The sequence below is a fragment of the Cyanobacterium sp. HL-69 genome, assembly GCA_002813895.1.
Lineage (GTDB): Bacteria > Cyanobacteriota > Cyanobacteriia > Cyanobacteriales > Cyanobacteriaceae > Cyanobacterium.
In genome coordinates, this window is the sequence record CP024912.1 from 653,123 (window position 1) to 667,315 (window position 14,193).

At 38.0% G+C, this 14,193-nt stretch carries 15 protein-coding genes; 4 read left to right on the forward strand and 11 right to left on the reverse strand.

Annotation, left to right across the window (positions count from 1 at the left end):
• Window positions 1-42: 42 nt before the first annotated feature.
• The 5 genes from AA637_RS03000 to AA637_RS03020 form a co-directional block, all read right to left on the reverse strand.
• Window positions 43-1,167 (reverse strand): glycosyltransferase, encoded by a 1,125-nt coding sequence (locus AA637_RS03000; protein WP_446683835.1) that lies wholly within the window; start codon window positions 1,165-1,167, stop codon window positions 43-45.
• A 6-nt stretch (window positions 1,168-1,173) separates the two neighbouring features.
• Window positions 1,174-1,530, reverse strand: coding sequence for a single-stranded DNA-binding protein (locus tag AA637_RS03005; RefSeq protein ID WP_446684520.1), 357 nt, complete (start codon window positions 1,528-1,530; stop codon window positions 1,174-1,176).
• Between the two features lie 196 nt (window positions 1,531-1,726).
• Window positions 1,727-2,203 (reverse strand): ribonuclease HI, encoded by a 477-nt coding sequence (gene rnhA, locus AA637_RS03010; RefSeq protein WP_446683836.1) that lies wholly within the window; start codon window positions 2,201-2,203, stop codon window positions 1,727-1,729.
• On the reverse strand, window positions 2,196-2,396 hold the full coding sequence (locus AA637_RS03015; RefSeq protein WP_446683837.1) for a hypothetical protein: 201 nt from the start codon (window positions 2,394-2,396) through the stop codon (window positions 2,196-2,198). The genes rnhA and AA637_RS03015 overlap by 8 nt, the downstream gene beginning before the upstream one ends.
• Before the next feature lie 129 nt (window positions 2,397-2,525).
• A complete protein-coding gene (locus AA637_RS03020; RefSeq protein WP_446683838.1) occupies window positions 2,526-3,332 on the reverse strand; it encodes a TPM domain-containing protein in 807 nt (268 codons plus the stop codon).
• A gap of 211 nt (window positions 3,333-3,543) precedes the next feature.
• On the opposite strand from AA637_RS03020, the gene AA637_RS03025 reads away from it, so the two are divergent.
• Window positions 3,544-5,280, forward strand: coding sequence for an ABC transporter ATP-binding protein (locus AA637_RS03025; RefSeq protein WP_446683839.1), 1,737 nt, complete (start codon window positions 3,544-3,546; stop codon window positions 5,278-5,280).
• A 26-nt stretch (window positions 5,281-5,306) separates the two neighbouring features.
• Here AA637_RS03025 and AA637_RS03030 read toward each other — a convergent pair whose 3' ends face one another.
• Window positions 5,307-5,735, reverse strand: a complete 429-nt coding sequence (locus AA637_RS03030; RefSeq protein ID WP_069789721.1) for a SufE family protein — start codon at window positions 5,733-5,735, stop codon at window positions 5,307-5,309.
• A gap of 83 nt (window positions 5,736-5,818) precedes the next feature.
• Here AA637_RS03030 and AA637_RS03035 point away from each other — a divergent pair, with 83 nt between their 5' ends.
• Complete coding sequence (locus tag AA637_RS03035) at window positions 5,819-6,262, forward strand: hypothetical protein (protein ID WP_446683840.1); 444 nt, start codon at window positions 5,819-5,821, stop codon at window positions 6,260-6,262.
• Between the two features lie 10 nt (window positions 6,263-6,272).
• On the opposite strand, the gene AA637_RS03040 is transcribed toward AA637_RS03035, so the two are convergent.
• Entirely contained in the window at window positions 6,273-7,040 is a 768-nt protein-coding gene (locus AA637_RS03040; protein ID WP_446683841.1) for a glycerophosphodiester phosphodiesterase, read from the reverse strand.
• Window positions 7,041-7,472: 432 nt separating this feature from the next.
• Window positions 7,473-8,384 carry an alpha/beta fold hydrolase gene (locus tag AA637_RS03045; RefSeq protein ID WP_446683842.1) on the reverse strand — a complete coding sequence of 304 codons (912 nt, stop codon included), beginning with the start codon at window positions 8,382-8,384 and terminating at the stop codon, window positions 7,473-7,475.
• A gap of 210 nt (window positions 8,385-8,594) precedes the next feature.
• Between AA637_RS03045 and AA637_RS03050 the strand changes: the two genes are divergently transcribed.
• Complete coding sequence (locus AA637_RS03050; RefSeq protein ID WP_446683843.1) at window positions 8,595-10,493, forward strand: S9 family peptidase; 1,899 nt, start codon at window positions 8,595-8,597, stop codon at window positions 10,491-10,493.
• A gap of 184 nt (window positions 10,494-10,677) precedes the next feature.
• Here AA637_RS03050 and AA637_RS03055 read toward each other — a convergent pair whose 3' ends face one another.
• The 3 genes from AA637_RS03055 to AA637_RS03065 all read right to left on the reverse strand — a co-directional run bounded on the left by AA637_RS03055 (window position 10,678) and on the right by AA637_RS03065 (window position 13,410).
• Window positions 10,678-11,187 carry a transcriptional repressor gene (locus AA637_RS03055; protein ID WP_069789726.1) on the reverse strand — a complete coding sequence of 170 codons (510 nt, stop codon included), beginning with the start codon at window positions 11,185-11,187 and terminating at the stop codon, window positions 10,678-10,680.
• Window positions 11,188-11,322: 135 nt separating this feature from the next.
• Window positions 11,323-12,384, reverse strand: a complete 1,062-nt coding sequence (gene queA, locus AA637_RS03060; protein ID WP_446683844.1) for a tRNA preQ1(34) S-adenosylmethionine ribosyltransferase-isomerase QueA — start codon at window positions 12,382-12,384, stop codon at window positions 11,323-11,325.
• A 9-nt stretch (window positions 12,385-12,393) separates the two neighbouring features.
• Window positions 12,394-13,410: a succinate dehydrogenase/fumarate reductase iron-sulfur subunit gene (locus AA637_RS03065; RefSeq protein WP_446683845.1), complete on the reverse strand. Its 1,017-nt coding sequence runs from the start codon at window positions 13,408-13,410 to the stop codon at window positions 12,394-12,396.
• A gap of 314 nt (window positions 13,411-13,724) precedes the next feature.
• Here AA637_RS03065 and AA637_RS03070 point away from each other — a divergent pair, with 314 nt between their 5' ends.
• The gene (locus AA637_RS03070; protein ID WP_069789729.1) at window positions 13,725-14,123 is read left to right on the forward strand and encodes an AbrB family transcriptional regulator; all 399 of its coding nucleotides are present in this window, start codon (window positions 13,725-13,727) and stop codon (window positions 14,121-14,123) included.
• The last annotated feature ends 70 nt before the right edge of the window (window positions 14,124-14,193 follow it).

Sequence of the window (14,193 nt, forward strand, 5' to 3'; positions counted from 1 at the left end):
AGTTGATTTTATTATTACTCAAAATTGTTATCAATGAATGGTTTATTTTGAACTAAATCGATTTAAACATTGATCCACAAATCCTTGGTAAGAGTCTTGGAATATTTTGAGACTAAATTTTTGAGCATTGATAAGACAATTTTCCGCCCTGAAGTGAGGGGCTAAATTTTCAAAGGTGTTGACGGCTTTTATTAATGAATCTATGGTTTGAGACGGAAAAAATACCCCTGTACCTGTGTCGGGGTTCGTTTCCATGTCGATGACGGTTTCTAATGCACCTCCTCCTTTATAGGCTATTACGGGAGTGCCACAGGCCTGAGCTTCGACGATCGCAATGCCAAAATCTTCACAAGCACCGTATATAAAAGCTTTAGCGGATGATAAATATTTTTTGAGAGTTATATCATCCACCGACCCTAAAAGGGTAATATTGGGCTTGGCAATGGCTTCTATGGACTTAAATTCTGGTCCATCCCCAATAACTACGAGGGGTTTTCCCAATTTGTTAAAGGCTTCCACAATGAGAGAGACTTTTTTATAATTGACTAAACGAGATACTATTACATAAAAATCGGATTTTTGAGCTTCAAAGGGAAATTCATCTACTTGGACGGGGGGATAAATCACTTTGGCTTCCCGACGATAACAACGCCATATCCTTCGGGCTGTGTGGTGAGAGTTGGCGATAAAATAATCGACTCGGTTAGCAGAAATTACATCCCATTGCCTGAGTTGGTGCAAGATATAACGGGCAAAAAATCCTTTTAGGGCTGAAGTGCGATCGAGATAATCAAAAGTTAAATCCCACGCATAACGCATGGGAGTATGGCAGTAACATATATGTAGTTGATCTGGTCTGGTGATAATGCCTTTTGCCACGGCATGGGAAGAGGACAACACCAAGTCATATTCCGTCAGATTAAGTTGCTCGATGGCGATGGGTAATAAGGGTAAATACTTTTGTACTCCATTTTTGCTGAGGGGAAAATGTTGGAGAAAAGAAGTACCTATTTTTCGTCCATAAAGGTAACTTTGGGGGTTGGAAGACTCGAAATCGATCAAAGCGTATAGTTGAGCGTCTATTAGCTCTAAAATCTCTTTGACCACTAGCTCAGAGCCTCCCGTTGCCTTGGGGGTTAACCATTCATGGACTAACGCTGTTTTCATGAAAACTTAAAATTCATCATTATCGGAATTGTAGCTTTCATTATCCCGTTTTGAGCCTAATAAATCAAGGCGATCTACTCTTACCACAGGTTTTGAACGATTTACTCCTGTGTTGCGATCGCTCCAGGTATCAATTTTGAGGGATCCTTGAATACCTATCAAACTACCTTTTTTCGTATAATTAGCGGCGATTTCAGCGGTTTTTCCCCAAATTTCCAACTCAAACCAATCAGGCCCTTCATCTCTTTTACCACGACGATTTACCGCTAGGGTAAGACGACATTTGACACTCCCAGAATCAAAGTAACGAATTTCTGGATCTGCGCCGGTACGACCTACTAAATTAACCATGTTTAGACTCATGTTTTTGCCTATGCTCCGATACTGTACTAATATCTTACTATAATTTTGGGAGTTGGTGATATTAGATATGATTTCTAGTTGATTAGGGAACAGGCAACAGGCAATGGGCAATGGTGATAATATTTTGAGATTTAAATTTCTAATATCATTTAATTCTATTTCGTACAATAATTGAGCAACGCCCAATTTTTCTTTGTTAATTATAATTTTCATCGGGGGGCAAATCATCCCCATGGGCGGCCTCGAAGGCAAGGCGATCGCACCTTTCATTTTCTCTATTTCCTGCATGACCTTTCACCCAAATAAATTCTATGTCATGCTGCCGACACAGAGCCAACAAATCTGCCCACAAATCAGGGTTTTTCGCCTTTTCTTTGGCATTACGTTTCCAGCCATTTTTCTCCCACTTTTGCGCCCATCCTTTTGTGATGGCATTTACCACATATTGGGAGTCTGTATATAGTTTTACCTGACACCTTTTTTTTAATGTGCGCAAACCTGCGATCGCTGCAAACATTTCCATACGGTTATTAGTGGTTAAACTAAATCCCCCTGACAACTCCTTGCGATGGTCGCCATACAACAATACTACCCCGTAACCCCCCGCCCCCGGGTTGTGCAGACAAGAGCCATCAGTATAAATTTCTACCTGTTGTAATTCCTGTTTACTCATGGCTATTCCCTTTAAATATTCTATTCATCTGACTATTAATAAAATCCGTGATTGCTTTTTCATAATTAGAGGCGATCGCCAATAAAATCCCCCCAAAAATATACCACGGCAAAGGAGCAATAAAATTTTTTACCCACAACCCAAACTGAGCCAAAACAAACAACAAAACAAATAAAACTAACCAAGCCTTCATTATCAATTAACTCCTCACAACTGCCCACAATGTACCATGATACCTCGTAGATTTAAGAAAAAATCTTCCCTCTCCACAGAGGAGAAAGAAGAAAGACTGAGTATCATTTTTTAATAAATTTACAAAAAATTAAGTTTCCGACGCGGACTGCTGATTGAGTAAAGGAGAAAAATATGCCACCAAAGCCCCTAAAATAAAACCAATTACATTACGGAATAAAGGTAACCATTCACTCGTCCGAGTTACCACAGGGCCCATCCCAAAAGCAAAGAATAGAATTCCCCACAAAGGAGAAATAATTAATACCCACTGCCAAGCAAAAACTTGCCCCTCCTTACGAGGTAAAGCAGCCAAACCAAAAATAACTCCCCCCACCACAGAAGTAATCAAAGTTAAAATCCATTGCTCTTGAGGTAAACCAGGCACCACCAAACAACCCCCATCCTTTAAACAAGTTTCCACAGTGTCCATGGCTGTAACAATAGAATTATTCTCCCCGTTTTCACGGACATAATACATATTACCGAAGCGAGTTTGTAACTCAATCCAAAAAGTACGGGGCAATAAAGGGTAAACATCATCTCCTACACTAAAAGCAAGTAAATTTCCACCCCTGCCGTCAGCTACCAATAAAATACTCTGCTCATCCAAATTCCAAAACTTAATTACCGCTCTTCCAGGAGATTGATCATACTGAGTCAATATTCTTAACTTCCATCCCGTCTCCTGTTCAAATTTGTCAAACTCTTCAATCAAATTTTGTTCCTGCAAATCTGGCAAATAATTCGCCAAATCTAGTACGGGGGTAACTTCACTGGGTAACAATTGTGGATTGTTTACCGCTTGGGCCGGTTGAGGAGTAAATAACCATGTTGTTAATGTTAAGAGACAAACGGTTAAGGATAAAAAGATTTTAGTAAGAAGACGACTGTGCATAGTTTCTAACGAAAGATTACTTTTTGATAAGGGTTTTTAAGGTTTGTTACAAATATTAACCTTTATTCTAACTTACCTTTGGAATGGAAACACAGAATCAGGAAAAAAAACAACACACCAATAGATTTAAAATACTTTTTCTCATTTTGTAAGCCATCAAAAAGGTTCATTTTCAGGTAAACTTCATAAAGTCTATTTCAATCTACCAATCTTGGAAAAAAAAGCAAAATCGATTTATTGGCAACTAACCCCCTATGTTCGCCCTCAGCTAAAAACTATTGTGGGAGCATTCCTCTGCACCATTGGATTTACTATTTTCTGGCCTATATTGGCTTGGTTAGCAGGAGAAATGGCAGAATATGTTGGGCAGGGTGATTTAGCTTCTATTGTTTCCTTGGCAGGGTTCGCGGCCATAATATTTTTCATTCGGGGCATCGTACAATACGGGCAAGATACCCTTATGGCAAAGGCTGCGTTATACATTGCCCTCGATGTACGCAAATTGGTTTATGGACATTTACAAAAATTAAGTCTTAGTTATTTTGAGTCTGCAAAAACTGGGGATTTATCCTATCGTTTAACGGAAGATGTGGACAAAATAGGAGAGGTAATTAATAAAATATTTCAGCAATTTCTACCTAGTATTTTGCAATTAATTGCGGTTTTAGGGTACATGATTTATGTCAATTGGCAGCTAACTATTTCTACTTTAATTATTGCTCCTTTGATGGCTGTATTAATTGGAGCTTTTGGTTCAAGGTTGTTGGATTTGACTAGAAAAAGCCAAAATCGTATCTCTAATTTATCAGCATTGATTACGGAGGTTTTTGGTGGTATTAGATTAGTACAGGCTTTTGCGGCGGAAGAATATGAAATAAATCGCTTTGGTATTGAGGCAGAAAGTAATAGAAGAAGCAAGTTTGCCGCGGAAAGAATTAAGGCTCTGCAATTTGTGGTAGTGGGCTTTCTTGAGGCCATGAGTGTAATTTTGCTATTTTTCCTTGGAGGTTGGCAAATTTCTCAGGGTAATATGACGGGTACTGATTTTGTGAGCTACATTGCAGCGGTGGCTTTGTTAATTGATCCTATTTCTATTACTACGAATAATTATAATGAGTTTAAGCAGGGGGAGGCTTCGGTAGAGCGTGTTTTTGAGTTGTTAAGTTTACAACCTTTGGTAGTAGAAAAAACAGAACCTATTATTCTTGAAAAAGCTAGTGGTTTGGTAGAATATCGTAATGTTAGTTTTGCTTATAATGAAGAGAAATATGTTTTAAATAATATTGATTTATCAGTAAAAAAAGGAGAAACGATCGCCCTTGTGGGTACTTCTGGAGCGGGAAAAAGTACCATGGTGAACCTGTTACCTCGTTTCTATGATGTAACCGCAGGAGAGATTTTAATTGATGGTATTAATATCAAAGATTTAACCATTAAAAGCCTGAGAAAACAGATCGGAATTGTACCCCAAGAAACTAATTTATTTTCAGGAACTATTGCGGATAATATTGCTTTTGGTCAAACAGATTTTGATATTCAATTAGTAGAAAGAGCGGCTATAATTGCCAATGCAGATCATTTTGTGAAGGATTTAACCCAAGGTTACTATAGTTATGTAGGGGAAAGGGGTGTTAGTCTTTCTGGTGGACAAAGACAGCGCATTGCGATCGCACGGGCGATGTTTTTAGATCCCCCCATTCTCATCCTTGACGAAGCCACCTCGGCCCTCGACTCAGAGTCCGAAGCCCTGGTACAAGAGGCTCTCGAAAGGATTATGCAAGAGCGTACCGTATTCGTCATTGCCCACCGTCTAGCCACCGTCAGAAGGGCTGACCGCATCTTGGTATTGGATAAAGGTAAAATTATAGAGTCAGGTAATCATGAGCAATTATTAGAACAAAATGGACGTTATGCCCGTTTTCACGCTCAGCAATTCTATGATAATTAATAGTTTAAACCTCCATTGCCCTATCGTTAAGCCATAGACACAAGGGCTAACTGTTGCATCTTTTTAAAAATATTGAGAAAACCATTGGCACGGGAAGGAGTCAAACTAGCTTGTAAACCAGTTTCCTCGATAAAATCAGGTTCAATGGTAACAATTTCTTGGGGGGTTAAACCATTCAGAGAATCAATTAAAAAAGCCACTAATCCTTTTACCAATTGAGCATCAGAATCTCCCTGATAAAAAATTTGACCATCTTCTATATTTGAAATAATATAAACCTGGGATACACAACCAGAAACCTTATTTTCTGAAGTTTTAGCAGTTTCGGGTAATGTTTCTAACTTTTTGGCATACCATAGCAACTGCTCATATTTTTGCTTAGGATTTTCCCTACGTTTAAATTTCTGAACAATCTTATCTAATTTTTCAGGTCTTGTGGTGGAATTAGAAGTCATTTTATCGAATTGTAAATATGGAGAACATTTAACTGTACTTTCTAGTCTAGGATAGAAAACGGGAAAAAAAAGGCGAACTTAAAATGAATCACACAATTTTTCTATTTATCTCTAGGTGTAAGAAAGGTAATTTTGTTACTTTACAGGCTGTTTCAATTTTACTCTTTTTAGGTTCTTTTCTCGCTCCTCTTGCTATGGCACAGGGTTTGAGTAGGGAAATTAATGGCAATATGGGGGGAAGTGTAAATAGTGGCGATTGTGGTTATATTGGTGCTAATCCCCATCATGTTATCAACCTCAGTGAGCAAAATTTTTCCCTTCATCTTCGGGTAGAAGCTAGTCAAGGGCAACCTACTTTATTAATTATAGGACCAAATAAGGGCGATCGCACCTGTATCTTAGGAGATACGGGGGCTGGAAAATTACCGCAAATGGGTGGAGTTTGGGCCCCAGGGCAGTACTCTATTTATGTAGGAGAAACAAGGGGTAGTCAACATCCCTTTACCCTCAAAATTGTTAATAGATAAAAAATAATTGCTAATTTCTGCTAGAAGAATATTGTATTTGTCTGATAGTGTTAAGGTTATTTGTTGTAATCGAGTTTATCCCTATTTTTATAAATTTTTCAGCTATTTTTTTATTATCAACAGTCCATAAATGATATTCATATCCTCTGGCAATAAACTGATAAATATAATTTTTATTAAGAAATTGAGATACAGATGTACTGATACCATCTGCATCAATATCATCTAGTTTTTTTAATAATTTATGAGCTGATAAACTTGAGAGTTTAATGCTATTAAAAGTTTTTAGACTTAATAATAATAATGTTTTTAACTCTGGCATTTGCTGTTTTACATTTTTCAAAGTTTTACTATTAAAAGAGATAATTACCAACTGATTTAAATTGATTCTATTATTTTTTAGGATACGCAATAAGTAGGGGACAATCTCAGGATCTGATTTTATTTCTAAAAACAGCTTTGTCTCTGAAGGTAATATTGCTAAAACTTCCTCTAGGGTAGGAATTTTTTCATTTTTAAAAGCAGAATTAAACCAATATCCGACATCTAATTTTTGTAATTCTGCCAAGGTCGAATCCTTAACAATTAACTTTTTATTAGCAACTCTAGCCGTGTGTGAGTCGTGAATACAAACAATCCGTTTATCTTTGGTTAAGTGAAAATCTCCTTCTATGCCATCAGCCCCTTGGGCTATAGCCAATCGAAAAGCTGCAAGGGTGTTTTCAGGGCTTTCTTTTGGTAAACCTCGATGCGCTATTATCATTGGCTGTATTGCCATTATTCCTCCTCGTCAATAAAGTTGTGTAAGTTGTTAGTCGATTATAAATAGAGCAAAAAAACTCTCATCTCCCTATGGCTATATAATTTTGGAGATATTTGCTTATAATTTTACAACCCATATTATCAATGGGAAATATTTTATGAGAAATCGTGGTAAGACAACTATTTTTTTATTTCACTCAATCGACAAATTTATTTAGAAATAATAATCTTAATAATTTTCCATAAAATTTAAGATATAACAACAAAAATCAATGGTCAAATATATGAATTAAAAAAATAAGAATTAAGTTACAAATGTTCAAACAAAAGATTTAATTCTACACAAAAGGTAGATTTATTTTTTACCTTATTGATATTGAAAAGATTAGTTACTTCTTGAGAGACTAAGTGGATTTTATTACGATAGTGAGATATGTTTAAATAAAGTTTAAAGTAGCTCAATATATTTACGAATAAGACTAATGGTAACGGCGGGAAGTTCGAGATGGGGAGTTAATCCTACTTCTTCGATGACTTGGAAATATTTAATCGCATTGGGGTTCATCTCGGCAAGGCGTTTGCCTATTTCGGGGCTAGTAAATTGAGATTCTCTACCCCAGACTATGGCAGTGGGGATGGTTAGTTGCTCGATATGTTTGGATAAGTCAAAACATAAGTCTCCTCTGACAAAGGATAGGGCCGCATATTCGCCATTGGGTTGGGAGGCACTTTTGAGGTAGGAGGCGACTAATTCGGGGAAAATTCGTTGAGGATTGGCAAATTGTCTTTTTTCTAAAAAACTTTTAATGCCTGATTCACTGGCAACGCCGACATTATAAAAGAATTTATCTACTATGGGGGTACTGATTATTTGAGCAAATAGGCTTTTGGTGTAGTTTTCTTCAAAGTCTGATAATCCTGCGGGGGTGAAGAGAATTAGTTGTTTGAAAAGGTAAGGCTGTGCGATCGCCACTTGCACTAAAAAGGCGGCGGTAAGGGAGGAGGCGACAACGGTGGTAGGCTCTTGACATACCTGCTCTAAAAATTCTGTAATGGTAGTGAGGTAATCTTCTATGGTGTATTCTTTTTCGGGGTGAGCCGATTTTCCCCAACCAATTAAATCAGGGGCAATGATGCGATATTCCCCCGCAAAAGCAGGATAAACCTGTGACCACTCGTAAGCGGATGAACCTCCGCCAAAACCATGTAAAAACACTAAATTAGGTTTTTTTTCTTCTGATGAGGAAGATTGACCTAAATTTTGTACCGATTGCCAAAAAAAACTGTCGGAGGAGTAATAAACCATATCTCCTAGGCTAGTATTGACAATATTTTCGATGAATCCAAGAGATTTAAACATAAAAGAAACAGGAAATATTTTTGTATTTTGATATTAATTATTATGTTAATCCAATTCCCATCATAATCATTTATTCCTTAACTTATAATTTATCGGTTATTACTTCTTGTCTTTAACTTCTTTTTCTTCTATTTTTCTGGAGAGGATTCTTGTGTATCACAATCAATTTGTATGTCAAGATGATTATAAAGAAATTATAAAATTAATCCTATGACACCATCGAAAATAGCTAGTTACGGTGAATGGCGATCGCCCGTAACCTCCGATTTAATCGTCTCAGGGAGCATTGGTTTAAGTTCCGTCAAATTTGACCAAAAAGACGTTTATTGGCTCGAAAATCGCCCCTCAGAAGGGGGTAGAGCCGTTATAGTTCGCTATACCAACGGAAAAAAAGAAGATGTCACCCCTGCTCCTTTTAACGTCCGTAGCCGAGTCCATGAGTATGGAGGGGGAGCTTTTTTGATTGATAACGGTACCATTTATTTTAGTAACTATACAGATCAAAGGGTATATGTGCAGAAAATTGGACAACAACCCCACCCTCTCACCGCCGAATCAAAAGTACGATATACCGATTTTTGTCTTGATAAAAACCGTCATCGTTTAATTTGTGTTGCCGAAGATCATAGTAACCCAGAAAAAGAACCAGAAAATAAACTTGTCACCATCGATTTAAACACAGGGAAAGTAGAGAATTTGGTGCAAGGGGCAGACTTTTACACCTCCCCCCGCCTAAGCCCCGATAAATCGCAGTTGGCTTGGCTTTGTTGGCATCATCCCTATATGCCTTGGGAAAGTACCTTTTTACATCTAGGCACCTTTGATGAGGAAGGGAAAATCAGGAATGATGAAACCGTAGCAGGAAGCGACACCGAATCTATCTGTCAACCTGAATTTAGTCCTAACGGTCTTTTATATTTTAGTAGCGATCGCACCGATTGGTGGAACTTATATCGTCGTAACCAAGATGGCAAAATCGAATCGGTATATCCCCTTAACGCAGAATTTGGTTATCCCCATTGGGTATTTGGGGAATCTGTTTACGGTTTTGCCAATGAAAACACCATCGTTTGTACCTATACCCAAAACGGAATTTGGCATTTAGCTAGTTTAGACACCGAGAGAAAAAACCTTACTAATCTCAATATTGCCTATACCAATATTGCCTATTTACAGGTAAACGGCAGCCAAATTTTATTCACCGCTGGTTCTCCTAGTCAGCCCACCGCCGTGGTTTTGGGAGATACCATCAGCCAAGAAACTGACATATTACAACAGGCTAGTAACCTTGACTTAGACGTAGGTTATCTTACTCAACCCGAACAAATCGAATTTCCTACCAGTAACGGTAATACCGCCTATGCTTGGTATTATCCCCCCCAAAACAAAGACTATCAAGCCCCAGAAGGGGAATTACCTCCTTTGTTGGTAAAAAGCCACGGTGGCCCCACTGCCATGACTACCGCTGGTTATAATCTGCGTATTCAATACTGGACAAGTCGAGGTTTTGCCTTTGTGGATGTGAATTATGGTGGTAGTACGGGATATGGTCGAGAATATCGCCAAAGGTTAACTAAAAACTGGGGCATCGTTGATGTGGAGGATTGTATTAATGTTGCTAAATACCTGGTAGAAGCCAAAAAAGTTAATCAAGAAAAATTAGCAATTTCGGGGGGGAGTGCAGGGGGTTATACTACCTTAGCCGCTCTTACTTTCCATGATGTATTTAAGGCAGGGGCGAGTTATTATGGCATCGGAGATTTAGAAGTATTAGCCACCGACACCCATAAGTTTGAATCCCGTTATCTTGATAACCTCATCGGTAAATATCCCGAAGAAAAAGAAGTTTATAAAGTGCGATCGCCTTTATATCATATAGAAAAGCTATCCTGCCCCGTTGCCTTCTTCCAAGGATTAGAAGATAAAGTAGTACCTCCCAACCAAGCAGAGATGATGGTTAACGCCCTCACAGAAAAAGGAATTACCACCACCTACGTTACCTTTGCCGATGAAGGACACGGTTTTCGGAAAGCAGAAAATATCAAAAAAGCCCTCGATGGAGAGTTCAACTTTTACGCAAAAATTTTCGGATTTTCTTGCCAAAATTAAAACCCTTCAGTTATAATGTAACTACCTAACACTTAAACCACACCTAATAGCCAGAGCGAAACCCCTTTGCTCTGGCTCCCCTTTTTGTATAAAAGAGTTGGGTGTGAAATTGTTCGATTAGGGGAATGGGGAATAGGCAATATTTTTATTCAAAAAACCTTCATTATCCATTCTCAATTATCCATTACTTATGGTGCCCCTCAGCGATCGCACGACTGCAACACCACTCACTAGGTAAAGTAGAAGGCCAACCCATTTCCAAGGCTTCCTGACAAATAGTCATCACAGTCAATTGACAGTCAATTAGCTGAAAATCTTCCTTCTGACACTGTTTTAAACTGTGCTTGAGAATAGAATCGTCTTGAAATTCAATGGTTTTATTACACTGAATGCAGACAATATGATGATGGTGATGGGGATAGGGATGGTTTAACTCATAATGTTTATGACCCTCTGCCAATTCTAGCTCCCGTAACACCCTCATTTTAGTCATCAATTTAACACTACGATAAATAGTCGATAAACTAATGTTTTCCCCTTGCTCATCCAAGAGATTGTGTAACTCCTCAGCACTCAAATGATTTCCTTGGGGAAGGTTATAAAAAACATCCAAGATTTTCTCCCTTTGGGGAGTCATACGCCATCCCCTAGAGTTGAGCTTTTTTTTGATTGATGCGGTGGTGTCTAAAGCCATAAAGATTCCTGACAATTCTTTCTTTATTAATAATACTTCTCTTTGATGGCTATTTGCAACTACTTGGCTCTAATTGAGAATAAACCTCAAATATCTGTACAGATATAATTGATAATAATAGTTAATAATTAGGCTTTATCGTTTTGGTGCAATAAACATGGCATCGCCAAAGGAATAAAAACGATATTTTTCCTCGATCGCCCTTTGATATATACTAAGTAATCTTTCCCTACCAATGAGCGCTCCCACAAGCATCAACAGACTAGACTTTGGTAAATGAAAATTAGTAATTAATCCATCAATAACCTTAAATTCATAACCAGGGTAGATAAAAAGATTGGTTTTGCCACGGTAAGGCATCAGGGCATTATGATGGGCAAAAGTCCCCTCCAAAGCCCTAACTACCGTCGTACCGACACTTATTACTCTCCCCCCACGGCTTTTGGTTTCCTTAATTTTATGGATGGTTTCCTCATTTACTTCAATCCATTCTTGGTGCATGTCATGGTTAAGAATATCCTCAGTTTCCACAGGGCGAAATGTGCCGATACCCACATGGAGGGTGATATGGGCGATCGCTACTTGTTTCTGGGCTAAATTATTAAATACATCCTCCGTAAAATGTAGTCCTGCTGTTGGCGCTGCGATCGCCCCTTGCTTTTGGGCGTAAATAGTTTGATACTGGGATGGTAGTGCCTCGGAATCCGTCACATAGGGAGGAAATGGAATATTACCCAACTTATCCAAAACATCCCAAAAAGAAGCTCCATTACCCACCGTAAACTCTAAAATCCGTCCCCCGGTAGCCTCATCCTTATCAACCACCGTTGCCTTCAAATAAGCCCCCGTAGCTTCATCCTCAAAAACAATTTCCGCCCCCATACTAAATCGTTTTCCCGGTTTCACCAAAGCCAACCAACAAAGGGGAGACTTTTCCTCCACCAGCAACACCTCCACCATGGCACCCGTGGACTTTTTGCCATATAAACGAGCAGGAATTACACGGGTATTATTCAATACCAACAAATCCCCTGGTAAGAGTAAATCGGGAAGGCTAGAAAAAATTTTGTGGTCAATTCCTTCCTCTGGTTTTACCACCAACAGCCGAGATGAATCCCGAGGGATAACAGGATTCTGGGCAATTAATTCTTGGGGTAAAAAATAATCGTAACTAGATAACTTTAAATTTGGATCCATTTATTTATATTATTTGTTAATATCTGTTTGTAAGGGAACATTATCTTTTGTAGCAGATTGAACAGCATTTATGAGCGATCGCACTTCCAAAACTCCCTCAGAAGCCTCAAAAGAAAAAGGTAACTTTCCAGCCGCCAACACCTTCAAACCTACAGGGGCAAGACTCAACAATCCTCGTAAATCTCGAAAATAATTTCCCACCACCATCACCGCAAACTTACGCTCATCCACCCAACCCCCATCCTTCACCAAATCTACTAATACCTTACGATGACGAACAGGAGTACTACTTTTGCGAGACTCACGATCCAAAATTTTACCCTTTATCTTCGTAATTTGGTCTAAAGGTGCCACATCCATGGGGCATACCTCATTACACATATAGCAACGAGTACAACCCCAAGCCCCCGACTCAATATTATTATATTTAGTCAACCTATCATCCCCAAAATCATCCCTCGAATCATCCACCATTCGATAGGCTTTTGCCAAAGCATGGGGGCCGACAAAACTATCATTAACCTCCTTTGCATTACACTCAGAGTAACAAGCACCACAAAGAATACAATTTCCCGTTTGTTCTAATAATTTTCTTTCTTCTGGACTTTGTAAAAACTCTTTTTCTGGAATATTTCGGGCGTTGCTACTTACGTAGGGTTCAACTTTTTCTAAATCATTCCAAAAGTTCCCCATATCAACCACTAAGTCCTTCAATACGGGCATATTTCCTAAAGGAGAAATAATTATTTCAGGATTTTTTTCTTTTTCCCCAAAAGAAATTTTACTTAATTCTTCTCCCACATTTTCTTTACAAGCTAACGCCGAACGACCATTAATTTTCATGCCGCAACTACCGCAAATTGTGTTGCGACAATTTTTCCGAAAGGCAAGGCTACCATCGATTTCCCACTTAATTCGATTTAAACATTCAAGAATAGTATTCTTGGGATTTACCTCTAGGGTATAGTCTTGAAAATGGGGAGATAAATTATTGTTTTGACGGAGAATTTTAAAAGTAACTTTCATTTTTGCCTATAATTATTAGTATCACTATTTATATTCTCCGATCTTATTTTATAACCTACAAGGGAAATGATCTTAATTTTTGTTAAAAGTTCAATAATTATCCATATTTTTTTATTTTACTTCTTTAGATAATCTAAAAGCCACAAAGAAGAATTAATAAGTATTTTAGCCTTAGCTTACCTCAAGAAAAACGGAACTTAGGCAGAGAAAATATTAATAAGTCCATAAAAAAAGAGTAAATAATAGTGATTTAATGACATATTTTTGTTATGATAAATAGTGTAAAGAACAAATAACAAATGAGGAAAAAATATATGACAGAAGTAGCAACTACACCTTTGTCAGGGAAAGAGCTGTTACAAAAAGTAAAAGAATTATCTGATGTTCCCCGCCGTGAAAGGGCAAGACGTTGTGGCTACTATACCGAATCAAAAAACGGTAAAGTTAGGGTAAATTTAACTGATTTTTATGATGCTGTTTTATCTGCAAAAGGCGTTCCTTTAGATCCAGAAAGAACTAAAGATGGAAGAGGAAGAGAAGCAACTTTCCGTGTCAGTGTTCACAAAAACGGTCAAATCGTTATTGGTTCTAGCTACACTAAAAAAATGGGTTTACAATCAGGTGATGAATTTGAAATTAAGCTAGGTTACAAACATATTCACCTTAAACAAGTGGGAGAAGGAGACGATTTTGATATGGATGATGATGAATAAATTATCCTTAAATCTACCGAGATTTTATCGTTTAAAAAAAAATCTAATAATTTCCTTTTATTGAACCTTG

Coding starts and splice junctions, on each gene's coding strand:
- AA637_RS03000 (WP_446683835.1), bottom strand. CDS start 1,167: ATGAAAACAGCGTTAGTCCATGAATGGTTAACCCCCAAGGCAACGGGA.
- AA637_RS03005 (WP_446684520.1), bottom strand. CDS start 1,530: ATGAGTCTAAACATGGTTAATTTAGTAGGTCGTACCGGCGCAGATCCA.
- rnhA (WP_446683836.1), bottom strand. CDS start 2,203: ATGAGTAAACAGGAATTACAACAGGTAGAAATTTATACTGATGGCTCT.
- AA637_RS03015 (WP_446683837.1), bottom strand. CDS start 2,396: ATGAAGGCTTGGTTAGTTTTATTTGTTTTGTTGTTTGTTTTGGCTCAG.
- AA637_RS03020 (WP_446683838.1), bottom strand. CDS start 3,332: ATGCACAGTCGTCTTCTTACTAAAATCTTTTTATCCTTAACCGTTTGT.
- AA637_RS03030 (WP_069789721.1), bottom strand. CDS start 5,735: ATGACTTCTAATTCCACCACAAGACCTGAAAAATTAGATAAGATTGTT.
- AA637_RS03035 (WP_446683840.1), top strand. CDS start 5,819: ATGAATCACACAATTTTTCTATTTATCTCTAGGTGTAAGAAAGGTAAT.
- AA637_RS03040 (WP_446683841.1), bottom strand. CDS start 7,040: ATGGCAATACAGCCAATGATAATAGCGCATCGAGGTTTACCAAAAGAA.
- AA637_RS03045 (WP_446683842.1), bottom strand. CDS start 8,384: ATGTTTAAATCTCTTGGATTCATCGAAAATATTGTCAATACTAGCCTA.
- AA637_RS03050 (WP_446683843.1), top strand. CDS start 8,595: ATGACACCATCGAAAATAGCTAGTTACGGTGAATGGCGATCGCCCGTA.
- AA637_RS03055 (WP_069789726.1), bottom strand. CDS start 11,187: ATGGCTTTAGACACCACCGCATCAATCAAAAAAAAGCTCAACTCTAGG.
- queA (WP_446683844.1), bottom strand. CDS start 12,384: ATGGATCCAAATTTAAAGTTATCTAGTTACGATTATTTTTTACCCCAA.
- AA637_RS03065 (WP_446683845.1), bottom strand. CDS start 13,410: ATGAAAGTTACTTTTAAAATTCTCCGTCAAAACAATAATTTATCTCCC.
- AA637_RS03070 (WP_069789729.1), top strand. CDS start 13,725: ATGACAGAAGTAGCAACTACACCTTTGTCAGGGAAAGAGCTGTTACAA.